22 protein-coding genes are annotated in these 23152 nt (G+C 40.2%); 21 read left to right on the top strand and 1 reads right to left on the bottom strand.

Annotated features, from left to right (window positions below; translation table 11 throughout):
* Positions 1-23 precede the first annotated feature (23 nt).
* From spoIIIJ to GXK58_RS25605, 9 genes are all read left to right on the top strand, one after another.
* Positions 24-797, top strand: a complete 774-nt coding sequence (spoIIIJ, locus tag GXK58_RS25645) for a YidC family membrane integrase SpoIIIJ (protein WP_160726007.1) — start codon at positions 24-26, stop codon at positions 795-797.
* Positions 794-1426: an RNA-binding cell elongation regulator Jag/EloR gene (jag, locus tag GXK58_RS25640; RefSeq protein ID WP_160726006.1), complete on the top strand. Its 633-nt coding sequence runs from the start codon at positions 794-796 to the stop codon at positions 1424-1426. The genes spoIIIJ and jag overlap by 4 nt, the downstream gene beginning before the upstream one ends.
* A gap of 285 nt (positions 1427-1711) precedes the next feature.
* Complete coding sequence (mnmE, locus tag GXK58_RS25635) at positions 1712-3097, top strand: tRNA uridine-5-carboxymethylaminomethyl(34) synthesis GTPase MnmE (RefSeq protein WP_160726005.1); 1386 nt, start codon at positions 1712-1714, stop codon at positions 3095-3097.
* A gap of 135 nt (positions 3098-3232) precedes the next feature.
* The gene (mnmG, locus tag GXK58_RS25630; protein ID WP_160726004.1) at positions 3233-5122 is read left to right on the top strand and encodes a tRNA uridine-5-carboxymethylaminomethyl(34) synthesis enzyme MnmG; all 1890 of its coding nucleotides are present in this window, start codon (positions 3233-3235) and stop codon (positions 5120-5122) included.
* A gap of 72 nt (positions 5123-5194) precedes the next feature.
* On the top strand, positions 5195-5911 hold the full coding sequence (rsmG, locus tag GXK58_RS25625) for a 16S rRNA (guanine(527)-N(7))-methyltransferase RsmG (RefSeq protein WP_160726003.1): 717 nt from the start codon (positions 5195-5197) through the stop codon (positions 5909-5911).
* Between the two features lie 137 nt (positions 5912-6048).
* A complete protein-coding gene (noc, locus tag GXK58_RS25620) occupies positions 6049-6918 on the top strand; it encodes a nucleoid occlusion protein (protein ID WP_160726002.1) in 870 nt (289 codons plus the stop codon).
* Between the two features lie 227 nt (positions 6919-7145).
* Positions 7146-7907, top strand: coding sequence for a ParA family protein (locus tag GXK58_RS25615; RefSeq protein ID WP_160726001.1), 762 nt, complete (start codon positions 7146-7148; stop codon positions 7905-7907).
* Positions 7900-8751, top strand: a complete 852-nt coding sequence (locus GXK58_RS25610) for a ParB/RepB/Spo0J family partition protein (protein ID WP_160726000.1) — start codon at positions 7900-7902, stop codon at positions 8749-8751. Before GXK58_RS25615 ends, GXK58_RS25610 begins: the two co-directional genes overlap by 8 nt.
* A gap of 112 nt (positions 8752-8863) precedes the next feature.
* Positions 8864-9577, top strand: a complete 714-nt coding sequence (locus tag GXK58_RS25605; protein ID WP_160725999.1) for a DUF554 domain-containing protein — start codon at positions 8864-8866, stop codon at positions 9575-9577.
* Positions 9578-9618: 41 nt separating this feature from the next.
* Here the strand turns inward: GXK58_RS25605 and yyaC are convergent, their stop codons facing one another.
* A complete protein-coding gene (gene yyaC, locus GXK58_RS25600; protein ID WP_160725998.1) occupies positions 9619-10233 on the bottom strand; it encodes a spore protease YyaC in 615 nt (204 codons plus the stop codon).
* Positions 10234-10420: 187 nt separating this feature from the next.
* On the opposite strand from yyaC, the gene GXK58_RS25595 reads away from it, so the two are divergent.
* From GXK58_RS25595 to GXK58_RS25540, 12 genes are all read left to right on the top strand, one after another.
* Entirely contained in the window at positions 10421-11305 is an 885-nt protein-coding gene (locus GXK58_RS25595; protein WP_160725997.1) for a mechanosensitive ion channel family protein, read from the top strand.
* Positions 11306-11319: 14 nt separating this feature from the next.
* Positions 11320-11517 carry a DUF951 domain-containing protein gene (locus tag GXK58_RS25590; RefSeq protein WP_101650097.1) on the top strand — a complete coding sequence of 66 codons (198 nt, stop codon included), beginning with the start codon at positions 11320-11322 and terminating at the stop codon, positions 11515-11517.
* 226 nt (positions 11518-11743) lie between these two features.
* Entirely contained in the window at positions 11744-13750 is a 2007-nt protein-coding gene (locus GXK58_RS25585; RefSeq protein ID WP_160725996.1) for a molybdopterin-dependent oxidoreductase, read from the top strand.
* A 138-nt stretch (positions 13751-13888) separates the two neighbouring features.
* Positions 13889-14989, top strand: a complete 1101-nt coding sequence (gene ychF, locus GXK58_RS25580) for a redox-regulated ATPase YchF (protein ID WP_160725995.1) — start codon at positions 13889-13891, stop codon at positions 14987-14989.
* 187 nt (positions 14990-15176) lie between these two features.
* Positions 15177-15464 (top strand): 30S ribosomal protein S6, encoded by a 288-nt coding sequence (gene rpsF / locus GXK58_RS25575; RefSeq protein WP_160725994.1) that lies wholly within the window; start codon positions 15177-15179, stop codon positions 15462-15464.
* 63 nt (positions 15465-15527) lie between these two features.
* Entirely contained in the window at positions 15528-16046 is a 519-nt protein-coding gene (gene ssb / locus GXK58_RS25570; protein ID WP_160725993.1) for a single-stranded DNA-binding protein, read from the top strand.
* Positions 16047-16095: 49 nt separating this feature from the next.
* On the top strand, positions 16096-16335 hold the full coding sequence (gene rpsR / locus GXK58_RS25565) for a 30S ribosomal protein S18 (RefSeq protein ID WP_066389897.1): 240 nt from the start codon (positions 16096-16098) through the stop codon (positions 16333-16335).
* Positions 16336-16460: 125 nt separating this feature from the next.
* A complete protein-coding gene (locus GXK58_RS25560; RefSeq protein WP_160725992.1) occupies positions 16461-17405 on the top strand; it encodes a YybS family protein in 945 nt (314 codons plus the stop codon).
* A gap of 21 nt (positions 17406-17426) precedes the next feature.
* Positions 17427-19400: a DHH family phosphoesterase gene (locus GXK58_RS25555; protein WP_160725991.1), complete on the top strand. Its 1974-nt coding sequence runs from the start codon at positions 17427-17429 to the stop codon at positions 19398-19400.
* Positions 19397-19846, top strand: a complete 450-nt coding sequence (gene rplI / locus GXK58_RS25550; RefSeq protein WP_160725990.1) for a 50S ribosomal protein L9 — start codon at positions 19397-19399, stop codon at positions 19844-19846. The genes GXK58_RS25555 and rplI overlap by 4 nt, the downstream gene beginning before the upstream one ends.
* Before the next feature lie 159 nt (positions 19847-20005).
* Entirely contained in the window at positions 20006-21358 is a 1353-nt protein-coding gene (dnaB, locus tag GXK58_RS25545) for a replicative DNA helicase (RefSeq protein WP_160725989.1), read from the top strand.
* 175 nt (positions 21359-21533) lie between these two features.
* A complete protein-coding gene (locus GXK58_RS25540; protein WP_160725988.1) occupies positions 21534-22826 on the top strand; it encodes an adenylosuccinate synthase in 1293 nt (430 codons plus the stop codon).
* The last annotated feature ends 326 nt before the right edge of the window (positions 22827-23152 follow it).

The following is a 23152-nucleotide window of genomic DNA, read 5'->3' as shown; positions in this document are numbered from 1 at the left end:
TATACATAAGGAGGAAATTTTGGTTGAAAAAACGAATTTTACTTTCGTTCGGCATCCTATCATTATTTTTATTTTTAACTGGCTGCAGTGAAATAAAAAAGCCGATTACATCTGAGAGTACAGGTTTTTGGAATGAATACATTGTCTATCCGTTATCATGGCTGATAAAAGAAGGAGCACATCTTCTTGGTGGAAGCTATGGATTATCACTAATCGTGGTAACGATTGTGATTCGTTTAGCGATCTTGCCGCTGATGATCAAACAAACGAGGAGCTCTAAGGCGATGCAGGCTTTACAGCCGGAGATGAAGGCCCTTCGTGAAAAATATAGCTCGAAAGACCAAAAGACACAGCAAAAACTTCAGCAGGAGACCATGGCACTTTTTCAAAAACATGGTGTCAATCCAATGGCTGGCTGTTTCCCGTTAATCGTGCAAATGCCGATTTTAATTGGTTTTTATCATGCGATCTCAAGAACAAGAGAAATTGCTTCAGATAGTTTCTTATGGTTTGACCTCGGAGAAAAGGATCCGTATTATATTTTGCCGATTGTTGCGGGGATTACGACTTTTATCCAGCAAAAAATAATGATGGCAGGACAGGAGCATAATCCGCAAATGGCGATGATGCTCTGGATGATGCCGATTATGATTGTATTCTTTGCGTTTAGTTTCCCTGCGGCTCTTTCATTGTATTGGGTTGTCGGAAATATATTTATGATAGTACAAACCTATTTTATTAAAGGACCGGATCTAAAGGCACGTGCCACCGGTAATGCGGGAGGAGCAAAAAAGTGAAACAGGTAACTGCTACAGGACAAACTGTCGAAGAAGCAGTAGAATCAGCTTTAGCTCAATTAAATACCACCAAAGACCGCACAGATGTAGATATCATTGATGAAGGTAAAAAAGGGATTTTCGGGATTTTCGGATCACGACCTGCTGTTGTTAAAGTGACGGTGATTATTGACCCGATTGAAGAGGCAAAGAAATTTTTGGTACAAGTCAGTGAACAAATGGGAGCACCCGCGGAAATTGAAATAAAACGCGAGGGTAAACAAGTGACCTTTGTAATGACTGGCGAAAAAATTGCTCTTTTAATTGGAAAAAGAGGTCAGACATTAAATTCCTTGCAATACTTGACCCAGCTTGTCATTAATCGCTTTTCGAAACAGTATTTAACGGTCATTCTGGATGCCGAAGATTATCGGAACCGCAGAAGTGAAACACTTATTCAACTGGCCCACCGGCTTGCCGGGAAGGCGATTAAGACGGGAAAAGATGTGTCCTTAGAACCAATGCCTTCGTATGAGCGTAAAGTTATTCATTCCGCTTTAGCTGAAAACAAACGGGTTAAAACACTTTCAGACGGATCCGAACCTCATCGATTTATCGTCATCACTCCAGTAAGGAGTTACAAGAAATAATTAATGGGAAGACATTCTATTTAGTAGAGTGTCTTTTTTTTTGTCCATTTTTTTAGATTCATCAGCCTGTTGATATTTTTCAGGTGAAGTCAAAGTATATAGAGAGATTTCATCTTATTGTTATTCACATGTGGATAAGTTAAAATAATAAAAGGACTGTCTTAAATTGTGGATAAAGCGAGTTTGTTTGCTTTTTTATCCAAAACTGATGTGGTATCCTATTTTTTTGGTCATTAATAAAAAATCATATTATAGATTAAGTTTTTATATGTGAGGTGAAAGGAAATGGAATTCGATACAATTGCTGCAATTTCGACACCAATGGGAGAAGGTGCGATTGCAATCGTGCGCTTGAGCGGAGATGAGGCAATCCAAATTGCGGACAAGTTGTTTAGAGGAGTTGGCGGAAAAAAACTTTTGGGTGCTGCCAGTCATACCATTCACTATGGACACTTGCTGGATCCGAAAAGTGGTGAAGTGATTGAAGAGGTAATGGTTTCTGTTATGAAGGGCCCAAAGACATTTACCAAAGAGGATGTTGTCGAGATAAATTGTCATGGAGGAATTGTTTCAGTTAATCGAGTACTGCAGCATGTATTAAAATATGGAGCCCGGCTGGCTGAACCGGGAGAATTTACAAAACGCGCCTTTTTAAATGGACGAATTGATCTATCGCAGGCGGAAGCTGTGATGGATTTAATCCGGGCAAAAACAGACCGTGCGATGAATGTGGCGCTTGGGCAGATGGAAGGGCGTCTTTCAAAGTTGATTCGGAAATTACGCCAGGAAATTTTAGAGGTCTTGGCACATGTGGAAGTAAATATAGATTATCCTGAGTATGATGATGTTGAAGAGATGACTCATAGGATGCTATTAGAAAAGGCACATTTGGTACGGGAAGAAATTCAAAAGCTATTGCAAACGTCCCAGCAGGGGAAAATATTGCGTGAGGGATTATCAACCGTCATTGTCGGCCGTCCGAACGTCGGGAAATCTTCTCTATTAAATAGTCTTGTGCATGAAAATAAAGCAATTGTCACAGATATTCCGGGGACGACCCGTGATGTCATTGAAGAGTATGTTAATGTCCGCGGTGTGCCGCTAAGACTGTTAGATACTGCAGGAATCCGTGAAACAGAAGATATCGTAGAGCGGATTGGAGTGGAACGCTCCCGCCAGGTGTTAAAAGAGGCTGATTTAATTTTACTTGTGTTAAATTACTCTGATCAACTGACTCCTGAAGATGAGAATCTGTTTGAAGTTGTCAAGGGAATGGATGTTATTGTGATTGTGAACAAAACAGACCTGCCGCCAAAAATTAATATGGAACGTGTTCACGAACTTTCAAAAGACCATAAACTTGTGACTACTTCTTTATTGGAAGACCGTGGTGTCGATGCACTAGAGGAGGCCATTTCGTCATTATTCTTTGCAGGGTCGATTGAAGCGGGAGATATGACTTATGTTTCCAATACCCGTCATATAGCGATATTGAATCAGAGCCTTCAAACGATAGAAGATGCGATTCAAGGTGTAGAAACGGGTGTACCTATTGATATTGTCCAAATTGACATGACAAGAACATGGGAGCTTCTTGGTGAAATTATTGGTGATAGTGTCCATGAAAGCTTGATTGATCAATTGTTCTCGCAATTTTGCTTAGGAAAATAGAAATCCGTAGGGTGTTCGTTTTACTAATGCCTATTTTCGGATACGATAAATAAAAAGCGTTCTTTTCATTCTAAGCGAGTGTTTGGAGCTAGGAGAAGCAACGTTTCCGTATGTGTACGGAAAAGGAGGAAACAAATGCAATACGAAGCAGGAAATTTTGACACCATTGTCGTTGGTGCAGGGCATGCCGGTTGTGAAGCCGGACTTGCTGCTGCAAGACTTGGCGCAAAAACATTATTGATTACAATTAACTTAGATATGGTGGCGTTTATGCCATGTAACCCATCTGTCGGCGGACCGGCCAAGGGAATCGTTGTGCGTGAAATTGACGCACTTGGCGGTGAGATGGGTAAAAATATTGATAAAACCTACATTCAAATGAGAATGTTAAACACTGGTAAAGGTCCTGCAGTGCGTGCTCTGAGAGCACAAGCAGATAAATTTGCTTACCAGCATGAAATGAAAAAAACACTTGAAGAAGAGCCTAATTTAACTTTGCTTCAAGGTATGGTTGAACAATTGATTGTGGAAGATGGAGTTGTAACTGGTGTGATCACCAAAACAGGGGCAGCTTACCGTTCAAAAACAGTCGTTATTACAACCGGCACCTACTTGCGTGGAGAAATTATTTTAGGAGAATTAAAATATTCAAGCGGTCCGAACAACCAGCAGCCATCTATCAGGTTGTCTGAGCACTTGGAGGAGCTTGGGTTTGAATTAGTGCGTTTTAAAACTGGAACACCGCCTAGGGTCAACAGCAATACGATTGATTACAGCAAAACAGAAATTCAGCCAGGCGATGATGTTCCAAGAGCCTTTTCATATGAAACCACAAAGTATATTACCGACCAGCTGCCATGCTGGCTAACCTATACAAATGATCAAACCCATCAAATCATTGATAATAATCTGCATCGTTCACCGATGTTTTCTGGAATGATCAAAGGAACGGGTCCTAGATACTGCCCTTCGATTGAGGATAAGGTGGTTCGTTTTAATGACAAGCCGCGTCACCAAATCTTCCTTGAACCGGAAGGAAGAAATACGCAGGAGGTCTATGTTCAAGGTATGTCAACCAGCCTTCCTGAGGATGTACAGCTCCAGATTCTAAAAACAGTTCCTGGCTTGGAAAAGGCTCAAATGATGAGGGCAGGCTATGCCATTGAATATGATGCAATTGTGCCGACACAATTATGGCCGACTTTAGAAACAAAGGTAGTTAAAAATCTATATACTGCCGGTCAAATTAATGGCACAAGCGGTTATGAAGAAGCCGCTGGCCAAGGAATCATGGCGGGAATTAATGCCGGCTTAAATGCTATAGGAAAAGAACAATTGGTTTTAAGCCGTTCCGATGCATATATCGGGGTATTAATTGACGATTTAATTACTAAAGGAACGAACGAGCCTTATCGTTTGTTAACGTCCCGCGCTGAATATCGTTTATTATTACGTCATGATAATGCAGACCTTCGTTTGACAGAGATTGGCCATAAAATCGGCTTAATTCGCGATGATCGTTATAAGAAGTTCCTAGAAAAGAAGGAAGCCATTGAATCAGAAAAGGACCGTTTAAAATCGGTTAGATTAAAACCATCAGCTGAAGTTCAAGAACTGATTCGAAGCGCCGGCGGAAGTGAGCTAAAAGATGGGATCCTAGCTTCTGATTTATTAAAAAGACCAGAAATGACGTATGAATTAGTAGAAAAATTAACTAGCAGCGACATTCCTATGGATGATGAAATGAAAGAGCAAGTGGAAATTCAAATTAAATACGAGGGATATATTGATAAATCCCTTCAACAAGTAGAACGGCTTAAAAAGATGGAAAACAAACGGATTCCTGAAAATATTGATTATGATGCTATTAATGGACTGGCAACAGAAGCGAAACAAAAGCTTAAGAAAATTAAACCTGTTTCCCTTGCCCAGGCATCAAGGATTTCCGGAGTAAATCCAGCGGATATTTCGATCCTGCTTGTATACCTTGAACAAGGAAGAATTGCCAGAGTATCTAATGAATAACAAGCAAACCCCCGAGCTCTATCCAATAGAGCTCCTCAAGGTTATGCCATAATTAGTGAGGAAGATTTATTAATGAACATCGAACAATTTATAGCCAATCTTCAAGATAAGGGGATTACCCTTAATGAAAAACAGCTTGCCCAATTTGAAACCTATTTTACAACCTTGGTTGAATGGAATGAAAAAATGAACTTAACGGCCATCACTGAAAAATCAGAGGTGTATCTAAAGCATTTTTATGACTCCATTACAGCTTCCTTCTATTTTGATTTTTCAAGGCCTTTTCATTTATGTGATGTAGGCGCCGGGGCTGGTTTTCCAAGCATTCCGTTAAAAATTATTTTCCCTCATATCGAAGTGACCATTGTTGACTCATTGAACAAGCGGATTTCCTTTTTAAACCATCTCGCTAAGGTATTAGAATTGGAAAATATCCATTTTGTTCATGACCGCGCGGAAACTTTTGGGGTTAACCCTGCTTATCGGGAAAACTTTGATGTTGTAACCGCACGGGCGGTAGCTAGAATGTCTGTTTTAAGTGAATTTTGTTTACCATTAGCAAAAGTGGGCGGACACTTCCTGGCCATGAAGGCATTGCATGCTAATGAAGAATTAGATGCGGCCCAAAAGGCGATTACCACGCTAGGCGGCAAGGTGGAAAATGTACATACATTCACCCTGCCAATGGAAGATAGTGATAGAACCATCTTGGTTATAAAAAAGGAAAAACATACGCCCAAAAAGTACCCTCGAAAGCCGGGTACACCTGGCAAATCGCCAATTGAATAGAGCATGCCGCTTACTCTCATGCTGCTATTCAGTATAAGGACAGATAACATTTTTCACAAAAATAGTCTCCCAGGCAGGAAGAAATTATTTGTATATAGAATAAATAATAGGGAGTTTCTTAAAGGTGGTGTTGGGGAATGAAGAGTTCATTTACACGCTTTTTTGGCCTCGGCGACAAGGGAGAGCAAGAGGTTGAGCAAGAGGTTGAGCAGGAGTTGGATATAGAACGAAACGAAGAAATTAAGAAAATACCGATAAACCAAATAATTCCGAACCGTTTCCAGCCACGGTCGGTATTTGATGAAGAAAAAATTGAAGAATTATCTCGTACGATTCATATACACGGTATTATACAGCCAATCGTCGTCAGAGAGTTTGCTGCCGATAAATTTGAAATCATTGCTGGTGAGCGGCGCTGGCGTGCAATGAAAAAACTGGGCTGGGCAGAGGCACCGGCAATTGTTAAAAATCTTTCCGATACAGAAACAGCATCTGTTGCTCTAATAGAAAACCTGCAACGCGAAGAATTATCTCCAATCGAGGAAGCTATTGCCTATGGAAAACTGCTTGAGTTACACAACTTAACGCAGGAAGCCTTAGCTCAGCGCCTTGGAAAAGGTCAATCTACCGTTGCAAACAAGCTGCGTCTTTTAAAATTGCCGCAGCCTGTTCAAGAGGCCTTGTTAAACAAGGTAATTACTGAGCGCCATGCACGTGCCCTTATACCGCTTAAGGACCCGGAAAAACAAGTGGCCTTATTAGCTGAAGTCATGGAAAGAAATTTAAATGTAAAGCAAACGGAAGAACGTGTGGTACGGCTGCTTGAACAAAAAAATCAACAGCCCAAGCCTAAACGCCGGGCTTTCAGTAAGGATATGAGAATTGCTGTCAATACGATTCGGCAATCTTTATCCATGGTATCAGACAGCGGGATCAACTTAGACGCTGAAGAAGAGGAATTTGAGGAATTTTATCAATTTACCATCCGGATTCCAAAGAAAAAATAAATCAATAGATGACAAGAAGAACTAGACAAGAGGATGTTTAGTTCTTCTTTTTTTGCTATTTGGAAAAAATATGCGAGATTCCTAAATGGAATTTTTTTAGAAAAAAAACAACTCCTAATAAAATCATGGTAAAATAAATGAATGGAAATTTACCTTATTTCCGTTTGGGAGATAATGAATACATTTGATAGAATGCAAGATAACTATTTTATAGGGTAGGTGACAAAGTGGGGAAAATCCTTTCAATCGCAAATCAAAAAGGTGGAGTCGGAAAAACGACAACCTCTGTCAACCTAGGTGCCTGCTTAGCTTACATAGGGAAACGGGTCTTACTAGTAGATATTGATCCGCAGGGAAATGCCACAAGCGGAGTTGGTATTGAAAAGGCTGAAGTGGAACAATGTATATATGATGTTTTAGTAGATGATGTGGAAGCAAAGGATGTTATTAAAGCAACATCTGTTGAGAATTTGTATGCTATTCCGGCTACTATTCAATTAGCAGGAGCCGAAATTGAATTGGTTCCAACCATTTCAAGAGAAGTCCGCTTAAAACGTGCTCTATCTGAAGTGAAGGACCAATTCGATTATATTATTATTGATTGTCCGCCATCATTAGGGCTATTAACTTTAAACGCACTAACAGCATCGGATGCTGTATTAATCCCAGTACAATGTGAGTACTATGCATTAGAAGGGCTTAGCCAATTATTAAATACAGTCAGACTTGTACAAAAACATTTAAATCAGGATTTAAAAATTGAGGGTGTTCTGCTCACCATGCTTGATGCAAGGACGAACCTTGGGCTTCAAGTCATTGAGGAAGTAAAAAAATATTTCCAAGATAAAGTTTATAAAACCATCATTCCAAGAAATGTACGTTTAAGTGAGGCACCCAGTCACGGAGAGCCAATTATTACGTATGATGCCAAATCGCGTGGTGCTGAAGTTTATTTAGATTTAGCAAAGGAAGTGATCTTACATGGCTAAAGGTTTAGGAAAAGGACTGAATGCCTTCTTTAATGAAGTAAGTAAAGAAGAAACTGTTCAGGAAATCAAGCTTAAGGAGCTTCGTCCGAACCCATATCAGCCGCGGAAAACCTTCCAACAAGAGTCTATTGACGAATTAAAGGAATCCATCATTGAACATGGGATCCTGCAGCCGATTGTAGTCCGCAAAAGTATTAGAGGCTATGAAATTGTTGTCGGTGAACGCCGCTTTCGTGCAGCCAAGGAGGCAAAACTAGAAACCATCCCGGCCGTTGTCCGTGAGTTATCGGAGCAGCAAATGATGGAGTTAGCCGTACTAGAAAACCTGCAAAGAGAAGACTTAAATCCTATTGAAGAGGGACAGGCCTATCAAACTTTAATGGAAAAATTAAAGCTGACACAAGAAGAGGTAGCGAAACGATTAGGTAAAAGCCGGCCGCATGTGGCTAACCATATCCGCCTCCTCTCACTCCCTCCTAAAATTCAAGAACTAATTTCTAGTGGAACCATTTCAATGGGACATGGCCGTGCCTTACTTGGGCTTAGACAGAATGCAAAGCTTCCTGCTTTGGTGGAAAAGATCATCCAAGAAGGACTTAATGTTCGTCAGCTGGAAAAATTAATTCAGCAATTAAATGAGAATGTTTCACGTGAAACAAAAAAACCTGAAAAGAAAAAGGATATATTTTTACAGCAGCACGAGCATACTCTTCGTGAACGGTTCGGGACAACCGTAAATATTGTTCAAAAGAAAAACAAAGGAAAAATTGAAATCGAATTTTTCTCAAAAGAAGATCTAGATCGGATTTTAGACATGCTTGACAAAGAAAATTCCACTTTATAAAAAAGCTCGCCCACTGGCGGGTTTTATTTTTTGGAAAAAATCTTTTCAATCATTTGTAAACATGATAGGTTATAACTATTGTTATTTCGAGAGTCGAAAAAGGAGAAAAGCCATGTTTTTATTAGGGACACTAGTAAACGGACTATTAATTATTATCGGGACCCTTCTAGGTAAACTGTTAAATCGGATTCCAGAAGGAATGAAAACGACAGTTATGTATGCAATTGGACTGGCTGTTATGGTATTAGGCTTGCAAATGGGCTTAAAAAGCGAAAACTTCCTAATAGTCATCATCAGCTTAGTGGTCGGGGCAGTTACCGGTGAGGCATTACGATTAGAGGATAGATTAAATGATTTAGGCGGCTGGATTGAGCGGAAAGTTGGTTCTAATGGGAAAGGAAGTATTTCCGAGGGCTTTGTCACTGCTACGTTAATATTTGTGATTGGGGCAATGGCCATAATAGGAGCACTTGACAGTGGAATCCGCGGAGATCATGATGTGCTATACACCAAATCAATTATCGATGGTTTTACGGCCTTAATATTAACAACGACCTTAGGAATTGGTGTTATCTTCTCAACGATCCCTGTGGTCCTCTATGAAGGGTTAATTGCCTTATTTGCCACCCGGATCAATCAGTTCGTTCCAAAGGAATTAATGGATCAGTTCATCGTTGAAATGACGGCAACTGGCGGTGTAATGATTTTTGCCATTGGTTTAAACTTGACTGGTATGGTAAAAATTAAGGTCGCTAACTTGCTGCCTGGAATCGTAGTAACTGGTATCATTGTTACCATTCTATATAATTATCACAACTTCTATTAAGAAAAGTCAAAACGAGCGTTCAGGGTTCTTTCGAGCGCTCGTTAATTTGTCTTCTCCTCTTCTATCCAATCTACTTCCATCCAGTTTTGTTTAGAATAAAGCAGGCTTGCTTGATAGATACCTAGCGCAATCGTTTTAGCCATTCTCATGACTAGATTTAACCGGGTATTCTGTAAAACAAAGAACTCCATAAATCCACTCACATTCACGATTCCCGTGATATGAATATCACCTACTGCAGGAAGTTCCTTGTTCACTCCTGCACCGGGTTTAACTGGGCCATTACCTACTTGAATGATACCAACATTTTTTATTCTTCCCAGGCAGGCATCAATTCCAATAATATAGGGATTCACATGAAGAGTTTGGATTTCCTTAAGTTTGTCTGCTAAATTCACCGCGTGTATAGGCTCATCCAGCGTTCCGTAGACGTAAAAAGACTGAAGCTGTTTCTCTTCAAGAATGCTTCCGACTAGCGGTCCTAATGAATCCCCTGTGGAGCGGTCTGTCCCAATACAAACAAATATAATTGGGCGCCCTGTGACGCCGGGGATATTCAGGAGTAATTCACGGGCAAGCTGTTCAGCAGCGTTAGAATCATCGTGAACAATACTGACCTTGCCCTTCCGTTCAAAAAAGCTAGTCTTTAAATTCATTCCTTCCACTCCCTAATCCATGATCATTTCTATTTGGATAGCACTAATTAGGTCTACTTTTTATTCAGTATACGGAAAATTTTGAAAATCTATACATTGTAGTGGTAAAAAATGAAAATTCATAATGCTACTATATATATAGAAAAATTGTTAAAATAAAATGGGAAAAGGATTAGGAAGGTGTGCTATGAGTATTACACAAAAAGGAATACAAAAGCTTATAGATAAATATCAAAATGAAGATACATGGTTGAATATTGGAGAAGGCTTGCTTAAAATAATTGTAATCACGATCATTGCTAACATTTTAATTAGGATCGGAAAAGTAGCCATTCATAATATCTTTAAAATACGAAACCTCTCTCCATTGAACACATCTGAACGAAGGGAAGCTACACTTTCAAGACTGCTGGACAATATCCTTACGTATGTTGTTTATTTTATTGCCTTTATGATGATTCTATCTGTGCTGGGAATTGATGTGAAGGCACTTATTGCAGGTGCTGGAGTTGTTGGATTAGCCGTAGGGTTTGGTGCCCAAAGCTTGGTCAAGGATGTGATTTCTGGATTCTTTATCATTTTTGAGGATCAGTTTTCTGTTGGTGATCATGTACGAATTGGGATGTTCGAAGGAAATGTCCAGGCCATTGGCTTAAGGACCACAAAATTAAAAAGCTGGACAGGAGAAGTTCATATTCTGCCAAATGGTAATATTTTAGAAGTAACAAACTTCTCTCTCAATAACAGTTTAGCAATTATAGATGTCGGAATTGCGTATGAAGAAAACCTCGATAAGGCTGAGAAGGTTATTAGAGATTTACTTGAAACCATGCCGGAAAAGTACGAGGAGCTTGTTAGGATTCCAGATTTCCTTGGTATTCAGAACTTTGGACCTTCCGAGGTGACCTTAAGAATTGTTGCAGAAACCTTGCCGATGCAGCATTCAGCGGTATCAAGAAAGATACGAAAAGATATAAAGCAATCTTTAGATGAGCATGGAATTGAAATCCCATATCCTCGAATGGTCATGTATTCGAAGGAGAATGGAAACATAAAAGAACCAAGTGTATAAAGGGGGATAAACAGATGGAGGAAAAAGAATTTGCCCTAAATGATGTTGTTGAAATGAAAAAGCAGCATCCATGCGGCACCAACCGCTGGAAAATCATCCGGATGGGAATGGATGTCCGAATTAAATGTGAAGGCTGCGGGCACAGTGTGTTAATCCCTAGAAAAGAGTTTTCGAGAAAAATGAAAAAGATCTTAGTCAAGCATGAAGGATAGATGTTCATGCTCTTTTTTTATCCTGCTATTGTATTCTTAATTTTAACAAGGGTGATATTGGAGCGGAAGGCACTCGACTCCTGCGGGAGTACGGGGCTGTGGAGACCCCGCAGGCGCCATGCGCCGAGGAGGCTCCACGGCACGCCCGCGGAAAGCGAGTGCCTGGAGCGTAAATCAACACAAAAGTTTAATATAAATAAAAACAAGGAACATGGGGGTGGAGTTAATGGCAGAAATACGAAAAGCTGCATGTCCGCTAAATTGCTGGGACAGCTGCAGCTTCAATGTAACCATCTCTGAAGGCAAAGTGGTAAAAGTAGAGGGAGACGATACACACCCAATTACCAGAGGTAAAATTTGCGGACGTGGCCGGATGCTGGAGAAAAGAGCGAACTCCAATCAGCGTTTACTGCATCCTTTAAAGAAAATAAACGGGGAATTTGTGACGATTTCGTGGGAACAAGCACTAGATGAACTAGCCGAGAAATTCCAACATATTAAACAGAATTTTGGCACCACTGCAGTGCTTCATAGCCATGATTATGCGAATAATGGGATATTGAAAAACTTAGACCAACGTTTTTTCAATTGTTATGGCGGTGTAACGGAGTTGTATGGTTCACTCTGCTGGGGAGCAGGGATTGAAGCCCAAAAATGGGATTTTGGAAACGCCTGGAGTCATGAGCCTGACGATATTTCCAATAGTAAAAACATTGTTATTTGGGGACGGAATGTCGCGAGAACCAATATGCATCTATATGAAAGATTGCTAGAGGCAAAAAGGCAAGGAATTAAAATATACGTTATTGATCCGCTTTATAATGCTACTGCCAAACTGGCGGATGAATTTATAACGGTGAAACCAGGCATGGATGGGATTTTGGCAGCAGGAATTATGAAAGAAATCCTTCGGCTTGGCTTGGAGGATCGTAATTTTATTGAGCAGTCTACACATGGGTTTGCTGATTTACTAAAGCTATTGGACAGCATTTCCCTGGAAAAGCTAAGTGAAATGGCAGAAGTATCTTGTGAGGTTATCAACCAATTAGCCTATATTTATAGTGACAAGCCAACAGCAACATATATGGGTCTGGGCCTGCAGCGCTATAAAAATGGCGGAAATACGATTCGATTAATAGATGCCCTTGCGGCAGTGAGCGGCAATATTGGTATTCCAGGCGGAGGTGCCAATTATGCCAATCTCCAGGTCAGTCAAAGTTTTGCTTTTGAGGAGCTAACCCTAAGCAATCGCAAACAGAACAGCCGTCAATTTTCTATTATGAAGCAGGCGGAAGAAGTATTAAAAGCAACGGACCCGGCCATCCAGATGATAGTCGTATCCTGTGGAAATCCATTAACACAAGTACCGGATACCAATATAGTGGAACAAGCCTTCTCTTCTGTGCCAACGGTAGTAGTGCTGGAGCAATTTATGACGGACACGGCCTTACTGGCTGATTATGTTTTACCAATGACTACAGCTTTTGAAGAAGAAGACTTTTATTATTCATCTATGTATCATCATTATGTGAATTATAGCCCCAAGCTTGTTTCTGCCCCAGGTGAAGCCAAACCTGATTTATGGATTTGGACTCAGCTGGCGGAAAGACTTGGATTTGGAGAGGATTTTTCTTTTACAAGAGATGAATGGTTAAAGATGACCTTGAAACCATTAGCGGGTGCAGGAATTACTCTTGAAAAATTGAAAGACCAGCATACACTAGAACTGCCAGTTGAAAAAGTGCCATGGAGTAACCGCAACTTCCAAACACCAACTGGTAAATTTGAATTTACATCGCTTTTAGGCCAGGAAAAAGGACTCAACGGCTCTTTGACACTGGCAGTCCCTGAGGAGTCAAAGCTCAAAAGTCCCTTGCTGGCTCTAAAATATCCCTATCAGCTGTTGACGATCCATCCCATGCGTTCGAACCATTCACAGAATTATCACCTCTTAGGGGATCATATCAAGTTAAAGGTCGAGATAGCGGCAAATATTGCTGATGAACAGGGAATCTCTAATGGCGACTATGTCAGGGTCTGGAATGACCGCGGTGAAGTGAAGGGATATATATCCATCCTATCAAAAGCCCATCCAAATACGATTAATATCGATGAGGGTATTTGGAAGAGGTTAGGGGGTTCTGTTAATCAACTGACCTCCAGCCGTGAATCTGATAATGGTTTAGGGAGCACGTTATATGATTGTGTGGTCAATTTAGAGAAAATCAATTAACTGGTGCAGATTTGCACCAGTTTTTGTATACCTTGTCTTTTTATTGTTAATTGCCTTATAATTGTGAGAGGCTTTTTAATATATAAAGAACTTATTTTTTTATATAGATCTAGATCTATTTATTAGGAGTGAACGTGAATGGCTTTAACAGCTGGTATTGTGGGTTTGCCGAACGTTGGTAAATCAACCTTATTTAACGCAATTACACAGGCAGGAGCGGAATCAGCGAATTACCCCTTCTGTACGATTGATCCAAATGTAGGAATCGTTGAGGTTCCTGATTATCGCCTGCAAAAATTAACTGAACTTGTACAGCCAAAAAAGACGGTTCCAACCGCATTTGAATTTACTGATATTGCTGGGATTGTTAAAGGGGCAAGTAAAGGTGAAGGGCTTGGGAACAAATTCCTTTCTCATATTCGTCAAGTAGATGCCATATGTCAGGTTGTCCGCTGCTTTGCTGATGAAAATATTACCCATGTATCAGGTAAGGTTGATCCTATCGATGATATCGAAACCATTAACCTGGAGTTAATCCTGGCTGATATGGAATCAGTAGAAAAGCGCATTAGCCGGGTTGAAAAATTAGCAAAACAAAAAGATAAAGATGCTGCTGCTGAGTTCGAAGTGCTAGCGATGCTTCGTGATGCGTTTGAAGCAGAGAAACCGGCTCGGACGGTTGATTTTACTGACGAACAAATGAAACTGGTAAAAGGTCTGCATCTCCTAACGATTAAGCCTGTCCTTTATGTGGCAAACGTGAGTGAAGATGATATTGCTGATCCATCTGATAATGAATACGTCCAAAAAGTTCGAGAATATGCTGCTGCAGATAATGCTGAAGTTATTGTTATTTGTGCAAAAATTGAAGAAGAAATTGCTGAGCTTGAAGGCGACGAAAAGGCAATGTTCCTTTCAGAGCTAGGCATTGAAGAATCTGGTTTAGATCAGTTAATCCGTGCAGCCTACAGCCTGCTTGGTTTAGCCACTTACTTCACAGCAGGGGTACAAGAAGTACGTGCCTGGACATTCAGAAAAGGAATGAAAGCACCACAATGTGCCGGCGTTATTCACTCGGATTTTGAACGCGGATTTATCCGTGCAGAAACGGTGTCTTTTGAAGATTTATTAGCTGCAGGCAGTCATAATGCTGCAAAAGAGGCAGGAAAAGTCCGCCTGGAAGGTAAGGAATACGAAGTAAAAGACGGAGACGTTATTCATTTCCGCTTTAATGTATAAGTAAACGTTTAGCTCTGCTTAGGCAGGGCTTTTCATTATTTTACAAAAAAAATTAAGGTTAAAAATGGCTTTCCTTGAAGCTCGTTGCATTTTAGTTTTGAGTATGCTATAATTTCAACTTGTGAGTAATTAATTAATTGCTCCTTGCCCACTACTGGGCCGTTTAGACCAAAAGGAGGTGACTGTGATGAATAAGTACGAAATCATGTACATCATCCGCCCAAATATTGAAGATGAAGCGAAGAAGGCTCTTGTTGAGCGTTTTAACACAATTCTTCTTGAAAACGGTGCGGAAGCTGCTGAAACAAAGGATTGGGGTAAGCGTCGTCTTGCATACGAAATCAACGATTTCCGTGACGGATACTACCAAATCGCTAAAACTACATCTTCAGCTGATGCAGTACAAGAATTTTCTCGTCTTGCAAAAATCAGCGAAGATATCATTCGCCATATTGTAATTAAAGAAGAAGCTTAATATATAACTTGGCAAAAATGTTTCACGTGGAACATTTTACCAAAAGAAAAGGAGTTGATTCTGATGATGAATCGTGTTGTACTTGTTGGCCGTTTAACAAAAGATCCGGATTTGCGTTATACACCAAATGGGGTTCCTGTTGCTACTTTTACTTTGGCAGTAAACCGCCCATTTTCTAGTCAGTCAGGTGATCGTGAAGCAGACTTTATTAACTGTGTTGTTTGGCGTAAACCTGCTGAGAATGTGGCAAACTTCCTAAAAAAGGGCAGTCTTGCAGGTGTTGATGGCCGTATTCAAACGCGCAACTATGAAGGACAAGATGGTAAACGTGTTTACGTTACAGAGGTTCAGGCAGAAAGTGTTCAATTTCTAGAACCTAAATCGTCTTCTGGTGGTGGCGGTGGAAGAAACAACAACGACTACGGTGCCCCTCCTATGGAACCGCAAGGCGGATCATATGGCAGCGGCAATCAGAATCAACGTCCAAACCAAAATCAAAATAAAGGTTTTACCCGTATGGATGAAGATCCATTTGCAGGCAATGGCCAGATTGACATCTCTGATGATGATCTGCCATTCTAATAAAACCTTATGAACGTTATATTAAAATAAATTAAAGGAGGGAATTTTCATGGCAGGAGGACGTAAAGGCGGTCGCGCAAAGCGTCGTAAAGTGTGCTATTTCACAGCAAATGGTATCACTAAAATCGACTATAAAGATGTAGATCTACTTAAGAAATTTATCTCTGAACGTGGAAAGATTTTACCACGTCGTGTAACTGGTACTAGCGCTAAATACCAACGTAAATTAACAGTTGCAATCAAACGTTCACGTCAAATGGCATTACTTCCATTTGTTGCAGGTGAATAATAAAGTAAGACTTAAAAAGACAGTGAGGGTAACCTTACTGTCTTTTTCTTTTATCAAAGGTTGTAACAAAACAAGTTAGTGGCTAAAATAAGGTAATAGATTGAATTGTTTGATGAGGTGTCAAAGTGAAAAATGTCCGTAATCTGACAGAAGGTGCCATTCTTTTAGCAGCCTTTACTGTCTTTATGTTAATTACGATTTACGTACCACCCTTAAGTGTGATTAGTGTCTTCATCCTTCCGTTGCCATTTCTCATGTATTCAGCAAAAAATAACCTAAAAAATATCGCGGTCTTTTTTATCGCTGCACTTATCGTTTCATTTATTTCCACTGCCTTGCAGGGGCTCAGTTTAATGGTCCTATTTGGAATAGCAGGGATTGTTATGGGCTATATGACTCAAAAAACAAAAAGCCGGACAGCAATCTTAATTGGAACCACCCTTACCTTCATCGTGGGATTGATTATTTTTTATGCCGTTCTTGTTACTATTATGAACATCAATATTGTTCATGAGCTTACTGCGATGTTTGAGCAATCAATGAAACAATCACAGGCTATGCTGCAGGCTTTAGGTAAGGAAGACCAAATAAAGCTTATGCAGGAGCAAAATGCTAATTTGCTAAAAAGTATTAAAGAGTTGGCACCGGGGTATTTAATAACTGTGTCAATCGTGTATGCCTTCATTACGCAGTGGATTTGTTTCCCTATTGCAAAAAGATTTGGTATTTCCGTCCCATCATGGGGTAAATTTAGAAATTTCAATTTGCCAAAGAATCTCCTCTGGTATTATTTAGCAGCATTAGCGGCCTATTTATTATTTCATCCTGAAGAAGGCAGCTATTTATATTTGGCTATTATTAATGCAAGATTTATCTTGGAGATGTTTTTATTTTTACAAGGACTAGCCTGCTTATTTTATATTTTCCATCAGCGTTCACTGGGAAAAGGACTTGCGGTGTTCATAATAATTCTATCTTTCATCATTCCGATTGTTCATTATATAATAAGAATATTAGGCATTGCCGATTTAGGTTTTGAATTTAGAAAGAGGTTCGAGAAAAAAGAGTAATACGTCAAGGAGCTGAAGACTTTGCCTGCATTTTTTGAAAAGCGGTCAATTCGTTACCCTTTTTATGGGCTAATTGGCGTTACAGTGATACTGCTTATCATCCTGACCTTATATAATTGGATTTTAAGCGCAGCCGGGCTTTTATTAATGTTAGTGCCCCTGTACTATATGTTAGTCATTGACCGCAGGGAGCGGAAGGAAATGGAGGAGTATATCTCCACTCTCTCCTACCGAGTCAAAAAGGTTGGCGAAGAGGCACTGATGGAGATGCCGATTGGGATCATGCTCATTAATGAGGAATATTATATTGAATGGACAAATCCTTATCTTTCCTCCTGCTTTGATGAAGTAACATTGGTAGGCAGGTCACTTTATGATGTGGCCGATGCACTCATTCCATTAATTAAACAAGAGGTTGAAACGGAAATTATCACTCTTCATGAGCGGAAATTTCGTGTAGTTCACAAACGGGAAGAACGGCTGTTATATTTCTTTGATGTGACGGAACAAACCGAGATTGAAAAGAAGTATCAGGATGACCGAACAGCTATTGCCACCATTTTCCTTGATAATTATGATGACCTTACTCAAGGGATGGACGATCAAATGCGCGGGAGCATTAATAGCTTAGTTACTTCCATCTTAAATAAATGGGCACAGGATAATGGCATTTATTTAAAAAGGGTTTCATCTGAACGGTTTATCGCCGTTTTTAGTGAAAGGATTCTTCGAATTCTTGAAAAGGGCAAGTTTTCAATCCTTGATGAAGTCAGGGAAATGACATCTAAACAGAATGTCACTTTTACCTTGAGTATTGGTGTAGGTACAGGAGTCACCTCTCTCCCTGAATTAGGCGCTTTAGCGCAGTCAAGCCTTGACTTAGCATTAGGAAGAGGCGGGGACCAAGTGGCAATTAAACTGCCAAGCGGAAAGGTGAAGTTTTATGGGGGTAAAACAAACCCAGTTGAGAAGCGTACAAGGGTCAGAGCACGGGTCATCTCTCATGCACTAAGGGATTTGATCATCGCTAGTGATAAAGTCATTATTATGGGACATAAGAACCCTGATATGGATTCTATCGGTTCAAGCATTGGAATCTATAAGGTAGCCCAAATGAATCAGAAGGAAGCCTATATTGTTATTGATATGCAGGGAATTGAAAGCGGCGTTAAGAGATTGATGCAAGAAATCCGGCATCAGGAAGAGTTATATTCTTACTTTATTGATCCTGAATTAGCATTAGAAATTTCAACAGAAAAAACTTTGCTTGTAGTGGTCGATACCCATAAGCCTTCCATGGTGATGGAGGAAAGGCTGTTAAATAAAATTGACCATAAGGTGGTTATTGATCATCACCGCCGAGGGGAGGATTTTATTGCTAATCCTCTGCTTGTATATATGGAACCTTATGCCTCTTCAACGGCAGAACTCGTGACAGAATTTTTGGAATATCAGCCTAAACGGAGTAAAATTGAAATGATAGAGGCGACCGCACTATTAGCAGGGATTATTGTTGATACCAAAAGCTTTACGCTAAGAACCGGTTCACGGACATTTGACGCTGCTTCCTATTTGCGGGCGCATGGAGCCGATACGATCCTTGTACAAAAGTTTTTAAAAGAAGACGTTGATACATATATCAAAAGGTCGAGGCTAATTGAATCGGTTTCCTTTTTCCGTGAAGGGATTGCTATTGCAAAAGGTCCAGAACTTGAGCTGTATGATCAAGTCATCATTGCCCAGGCTGCCGATACACTGTTAGCAATGGATGGAGTAGTAGCTTCTTTTGTCATTGCCAAAAGAGACGAAGGAGTAATCGCGATTAGTGCTAGGTCGCTTGGAAATATTAATGTGCAAGTTATTATGGAAAGTCTTAAAGGCGGCGGCCATTTAACAAATGCTGCGACCCAGCTGACAGGACTTACAATTGAAGAGACAGAGAGTCAGTTAAAGCTTGCCATTGATGATTATTTTGAAGGAGTGAAAAAAGAATGAAAGTGATCTTTTTAAAGGATGTTAAGGGAAAAGGAAAAAAAGGAGAAGTTAAAAACGTGGCAGATGGCTATGCACATAACTTCTTAATCAAGCAAGGACTGGCGATTGAAGCAAACAATGCTAATGTTAGTTCACTTGATGCCCAAAAGAAAAAAGAAGAAAAAATTGCAGCTCAAGAACTTGAAGAGGCTAAAAAGCTAAAGGAAGTTTTAGATAAAGTGACAGTGGAATTAAAGGCCAAGGCTGGTGAAGGCGGCAGACTATTTGGTTCCATTACAACTAAACAGGTTGCAGAAGAATTACAAAAGAAACATGCTATTAAAATTGATAAGCGAAAAATGGAATTAGCCGATGCCATTCGGACATTAGGACACACAAAGGTGCCTGTCAAGCTTCATCATGAGGTGACAGCGACGTTAACGGTTTCAGTTACAGAAATCAAATAAGGTGAAAATTTGCCAGTACGAAAGTATCAAGAAACATGTTAGAATAAATAAGTAGCAATTCACTTGTGATCGGTTTTGACTGGTCACTTTTTTCTTTTAAATATATGATATTTTTAATATAGTTTTAATTATCCTTCTAAGCTAGGAGGTTTTTGATAGATGAATGATGTATTAGCAGATCGTATGCCGCCGCAAAATATAGAGGCCGAGCAAGCTGTTCTAGGGGCTATCTTTTTAGAGCCTTCTGCACTGACGCTGGCTTCAGAAATATTGATACCTGAGGACTTCTACCGTGCCTCCCACCAAAAAATCTTTAATGTTATGCTGGATCTAAACGATCAAGGGAAAGCTGTTGACCTTGTGACGGTTACAGAGGAACTTGCAGCTGCCAAATTGATTGAGGATATAGGCGGTGTTAGTTACTTAAGTGATTTGTCCGGTTCTGTACCGACTGCTGCTAACATAGAGTATTATGCTAGAATTGTAGAAGAGAAATCGCTGCTTAGAAGACTAATCCGGACAGCAACGAATATTGCTTCTGATGGATATTCCCGAGAAGACGAGGTAGAAGCTCTTTTAAGTGAAGCAGAAAAAAATATTATGGAAGTGGCTCAAAGAAAGAATGCCGGGGCATTCCATAATATTAAAGATGTTCTTGTCCGAACATACGATAATATCGAGGAAATGCATAACCGTGTTGGGGAGATTACTGGAATTTCAACAGGATTTGCTGAGCTCGACAGAATGACAGCGGGATTCCAGCGTAATGATTTAATCATTGTGGGTGCCCGTCCTTCTGTAGGTAAAACAGCCTTTGCCTTGAATATTGCTGCCAATGTGGCGACAAAGACAGGTGAAAATGTAGCCATCTTCAGTCTTGAGATGGGTGCTGAACAGCTGGTTATGCGTATGCTTTGTTCGGAAGGAAATATTGATGCGCAAAGACTTCGTACCGGTTCCTTAACAGATGATGACTGGGGCAAGTTAACAATGGCAATGGGCAGTCTCTCAAACTCTGGTATATTTATCGATGATACTCCGGGAGTGAGAATCAGTGATATTCGTTCAAAATGCCGCCGGCTTCAGCAGGAGCACGGCCTGGGTATGATTTTGATTGATTACTTGCAGCTGATTTTGGGCAGCGGGCGTTCGGGTGAAAACCGTCAGCAGGAAGTTTCTGAGATTTCTCGTTCCCTTAAGCAATTAGCCCGTGAATTGAAAGTCCCTGTTATTGCTCTTTCTCAGCTTTCCCGTGGTGTAGAGCAGCGTCAGGATAAACGTCCGATGATGTCAGATATCCGTGAATCAGGGAGTATTGAGCAGGATGCGGATATCGTTGCGTTCCTATATCGTGATGACTACTATGATAAGGAATCTGAGAATAAAAATATTATTGAAATCATTATTGCTAAGCAGCGTAACGGTCCAACTGGTACGGTTGCATTAGCATTTGTGAAAGAATACAATAAGTTCGTAAACTTAGAGACACGTTATGAACCTCCAGGTGCGTAGTTTAAAGGATTAACCTTAATTGGTTGATCCTTTTTTATTTTCATAGTTTCGTATATATACGAACATATTTTTCTTGCCTTACAGGAATTGTTCGTGTTTTATTGACTTTAGTAGACTAAAATTGGTAAACTAGGTATAGATTAAATTAGAAGCAGAAATTTCGGAGGTGCCATTCATGTCATCAGTAGTTGTTGTAGGAACACAATGGGGAGACGAAGGTAAAGGGAAAATTACCGATTTCCTTTCTGAAAATGCAGAAGTGATTGCTCGTTATCAAGGTGGAAACAATGCCGGACATACAATAAAATTTAACGGTGAAACGTATAAGTTACACTTAATTCCATCTGGGATTTTTAATAAAGATAAAATCAGTGTAATCGGAAATGGAATGGTTGTTGATCCAAAGGCACTTGTTGCTGAGCTTGCCTATTTACATGAAAAGGGCGTGACAACGGATAATCTCCGGATTAGTAATCGTGCCCACGTCATTCTTCCTTATCATTTGAAATTGGATGAAGTAGAAGAATTACGCAAAGGTGCAAATAAAATCGGTACGACTAAAAAAGGGATCGGACCAGCATATATGGATAAAGCTGCCCGTGTCGGTATCCGTATCGCTGACCTTTTAGACCGTGAGATTTTTGAAGAAAAATTAGAGCAAAATCTAGCGGAAAAGAACCGTTTATTTGAACGGTTCTATGAAACAGAAGGGTTCAAAAAAGAAGATATCCTAGACGAATATTTTGAATATGGCCAGCAAATTATGAAGTATGTCTGCGATACTTCTGTGGTATTAAATGATGCACTTGATGAAGGCAAACGTGTGTTATTTGAAGGTGCCCAAGGCGTTATGCTTGATATTGACCAGGGGACTTACCCATTTGTTACTTCTTCTAACCCAGTGGCAGGTGGAGTTACGATCGGTTCTGGAGTAGGGCCGTCTAAAATCACCCATGTAGTCGGTGTGTGTAAAGCCTACACTTCTCGTGTCGGTGATGGTCCTTTCCCTACAGAATTAAATAATGAAACTGGCGACCGCATCCGTGAAGTTGGCCGTGAGTATGGAACAACAACTGGCCGTCCGCGCCGTGTTGGCTGGTTTGATAGTGTCGTGGTTCGTCATGCCCGTCGTGTCAGCGGCTTAACAGATCTATCCCTAAACTCAATTGATGTTTTAACAGGAATTGAGACGTTAAAAATCTGTACAGCTTACCGCTATAAGGATGAAGTGATTACGGAGTATCCGGCAAACTTAAAAATCTTATCACAATGTGAACCAATTTATGAAGAGCTTCCTGGCTGGACAGAGGATATTACGGGGGTTAAATCTTTAGATGAACTGCCTGTTAATGCCCGTCATTATGTTGAACGTGTAACACAACTTACAGGTGTTCCATTGACTACCTTCTCTGTCGGTCCAGACCGCAACCAAACAAACGTTGTTCGCAGTCCTTGGAGACAGATTTAATCACCAATGAAGCCCTCTTATTTGAGGGCTTTAAATTTTTTTAAAAAAACTTTTAAAAAGGTATTGCACTGTTTATTACATTCATGCTATTATAAAAAGCGTCGTCACGATAACGACAAAAATTGTACGAGCCATTAGCTCAGTTGGTAGAGCACGATCGAATAAGCTTCACTGAAACAGCATCAGGGCACACGCCGAGTTGCTGCTTGAATAAGCTTTCTGAGGCGTGGGCATCCGACGGAATCTAATGTTTAGAGTACAATATTAGTACGAGCCATTAGCTCAGTTGGTAGAGCATCTGACTTTTAATCAGAGGGTCGAAGGTT

This window comes from Bacillus sp. USDA818B3_A, from assembly GCF_009928415.1.
GTDB lineage: Bacteria > Bacillota > Bacilli > Bacillales > Cytobacillaceae > Neobacillus.
Note: the sequence above shows the minus strand (reverse complement) of the source record. Positions and strands in the feature narration are given on the sequence as shown.

Coding starts and splice junctions, on each gene's coding strand:
- mnmE (WP_160726005.1), top strand. CDS start 1,712: ATGGAATTCGATACAATTGCTGCAATTTCGACACCAATGGGAGAAGGT.
- mnmG (WP_160726004.1), top strand. CDS start 3,233: ATGCAATACGAAGCAGGAAATTTTGACACCATTGTCGTTGGTGCAGGG.
- rsmG (WP_160726003.1), top strand. CDS start 5,195: ATGAACATCGAACAATTTATAGCCAATCTTCAAGATAAGGGGATTACC.
- noc (WP_160726002.1), top strand. CDS start 6,049: ATGAAGAGTTCATTTACACGCTTTTTTGGCCTCGGCGACAAGGGAGAG.
- GXK58_RS25610 (WP_160726000.1), top strand. CDS start 7,900: ATGGCTAAAGGTTTAGGAAAAGGACTGAATGCCTTCTTTAATGAAGTA.
- GXK58_RS25605 (WP_160725999.1), top strand. CDS start 8,864: ATGTTTTTATTAGGGACACTAGTAAACGGACTATTAATTATTATCGGG.
- yyaC (WP_160725998.1), bottom strand. CDS start 10,233: ATGAATTTAAAGACTAGCTTTTTTGAACGGAAGGGCAAGGTCAGTATT.
- GXK58_RS25595 (WP_160725997.1), top strand. CDS start 10,421: ATGAGTATTACACAAAAAGGAATACAAAAGCTTATAGATAAATATCAA.
- GXK58_RS25590 (WP_101650097.1), top strand. CDS start 11,320: ATGGAGGAAAAAGAATTTGCCCTAAATGATGTTGTTGAAATGAAAAAG.
- GXK58_RS25585 (WP_160725996.1), top strand. CDS start 11,744: ATGGCAGAAATACGAAAAGCTGCATGTCCGCTAAATTGCTGGGACAGC.
- ychF (WP_160725995.1), top strand. CDS start 13,889: ATGGCTTTAACAGCTGGTATTGTGGGTTTGCCGAACGTTGGTAAATCA.
- rpsF (WP_160725994.1), top strand. CDS start 15,177: ATGAATAAGTACGAAATCATGTACATCATCCGCCCAAATATTGAAGAT.
- ssb (WP_160725993.1), top strand. CDS start 15,528: ATGATGAATCGTGTTGTACTTGTTGGCCGTTTAACAAAAGATCCGGAT.
- rpsR (WP_066389897.1), top strand. CDS start 16,096: ATGGCAGGAGGACGTAAAGGCGGTCGCGCAAAGCGTCGTAAAGTGTGC.
- rplI (WP_160725990.1), top strand. CDS start 19,397: ATGAAAGTGATCTTTTTAAAGGATGTTAAGGGAAAAGGAAAAAAAGGA.
- dnaB (WP_160725989.1), top strand. CDS start 20,006: ATGAATGATGTATTAGCAGATCGTATGCCGCCGCAAAATATAGAGGCC.
- GXK58_RS25540 (WP_160725988.1), top strand. CDS start 21,534: ATGTCATCAGTAGTTGTTGTAGGAACACAATGGGGAGACGAAGGTAAA.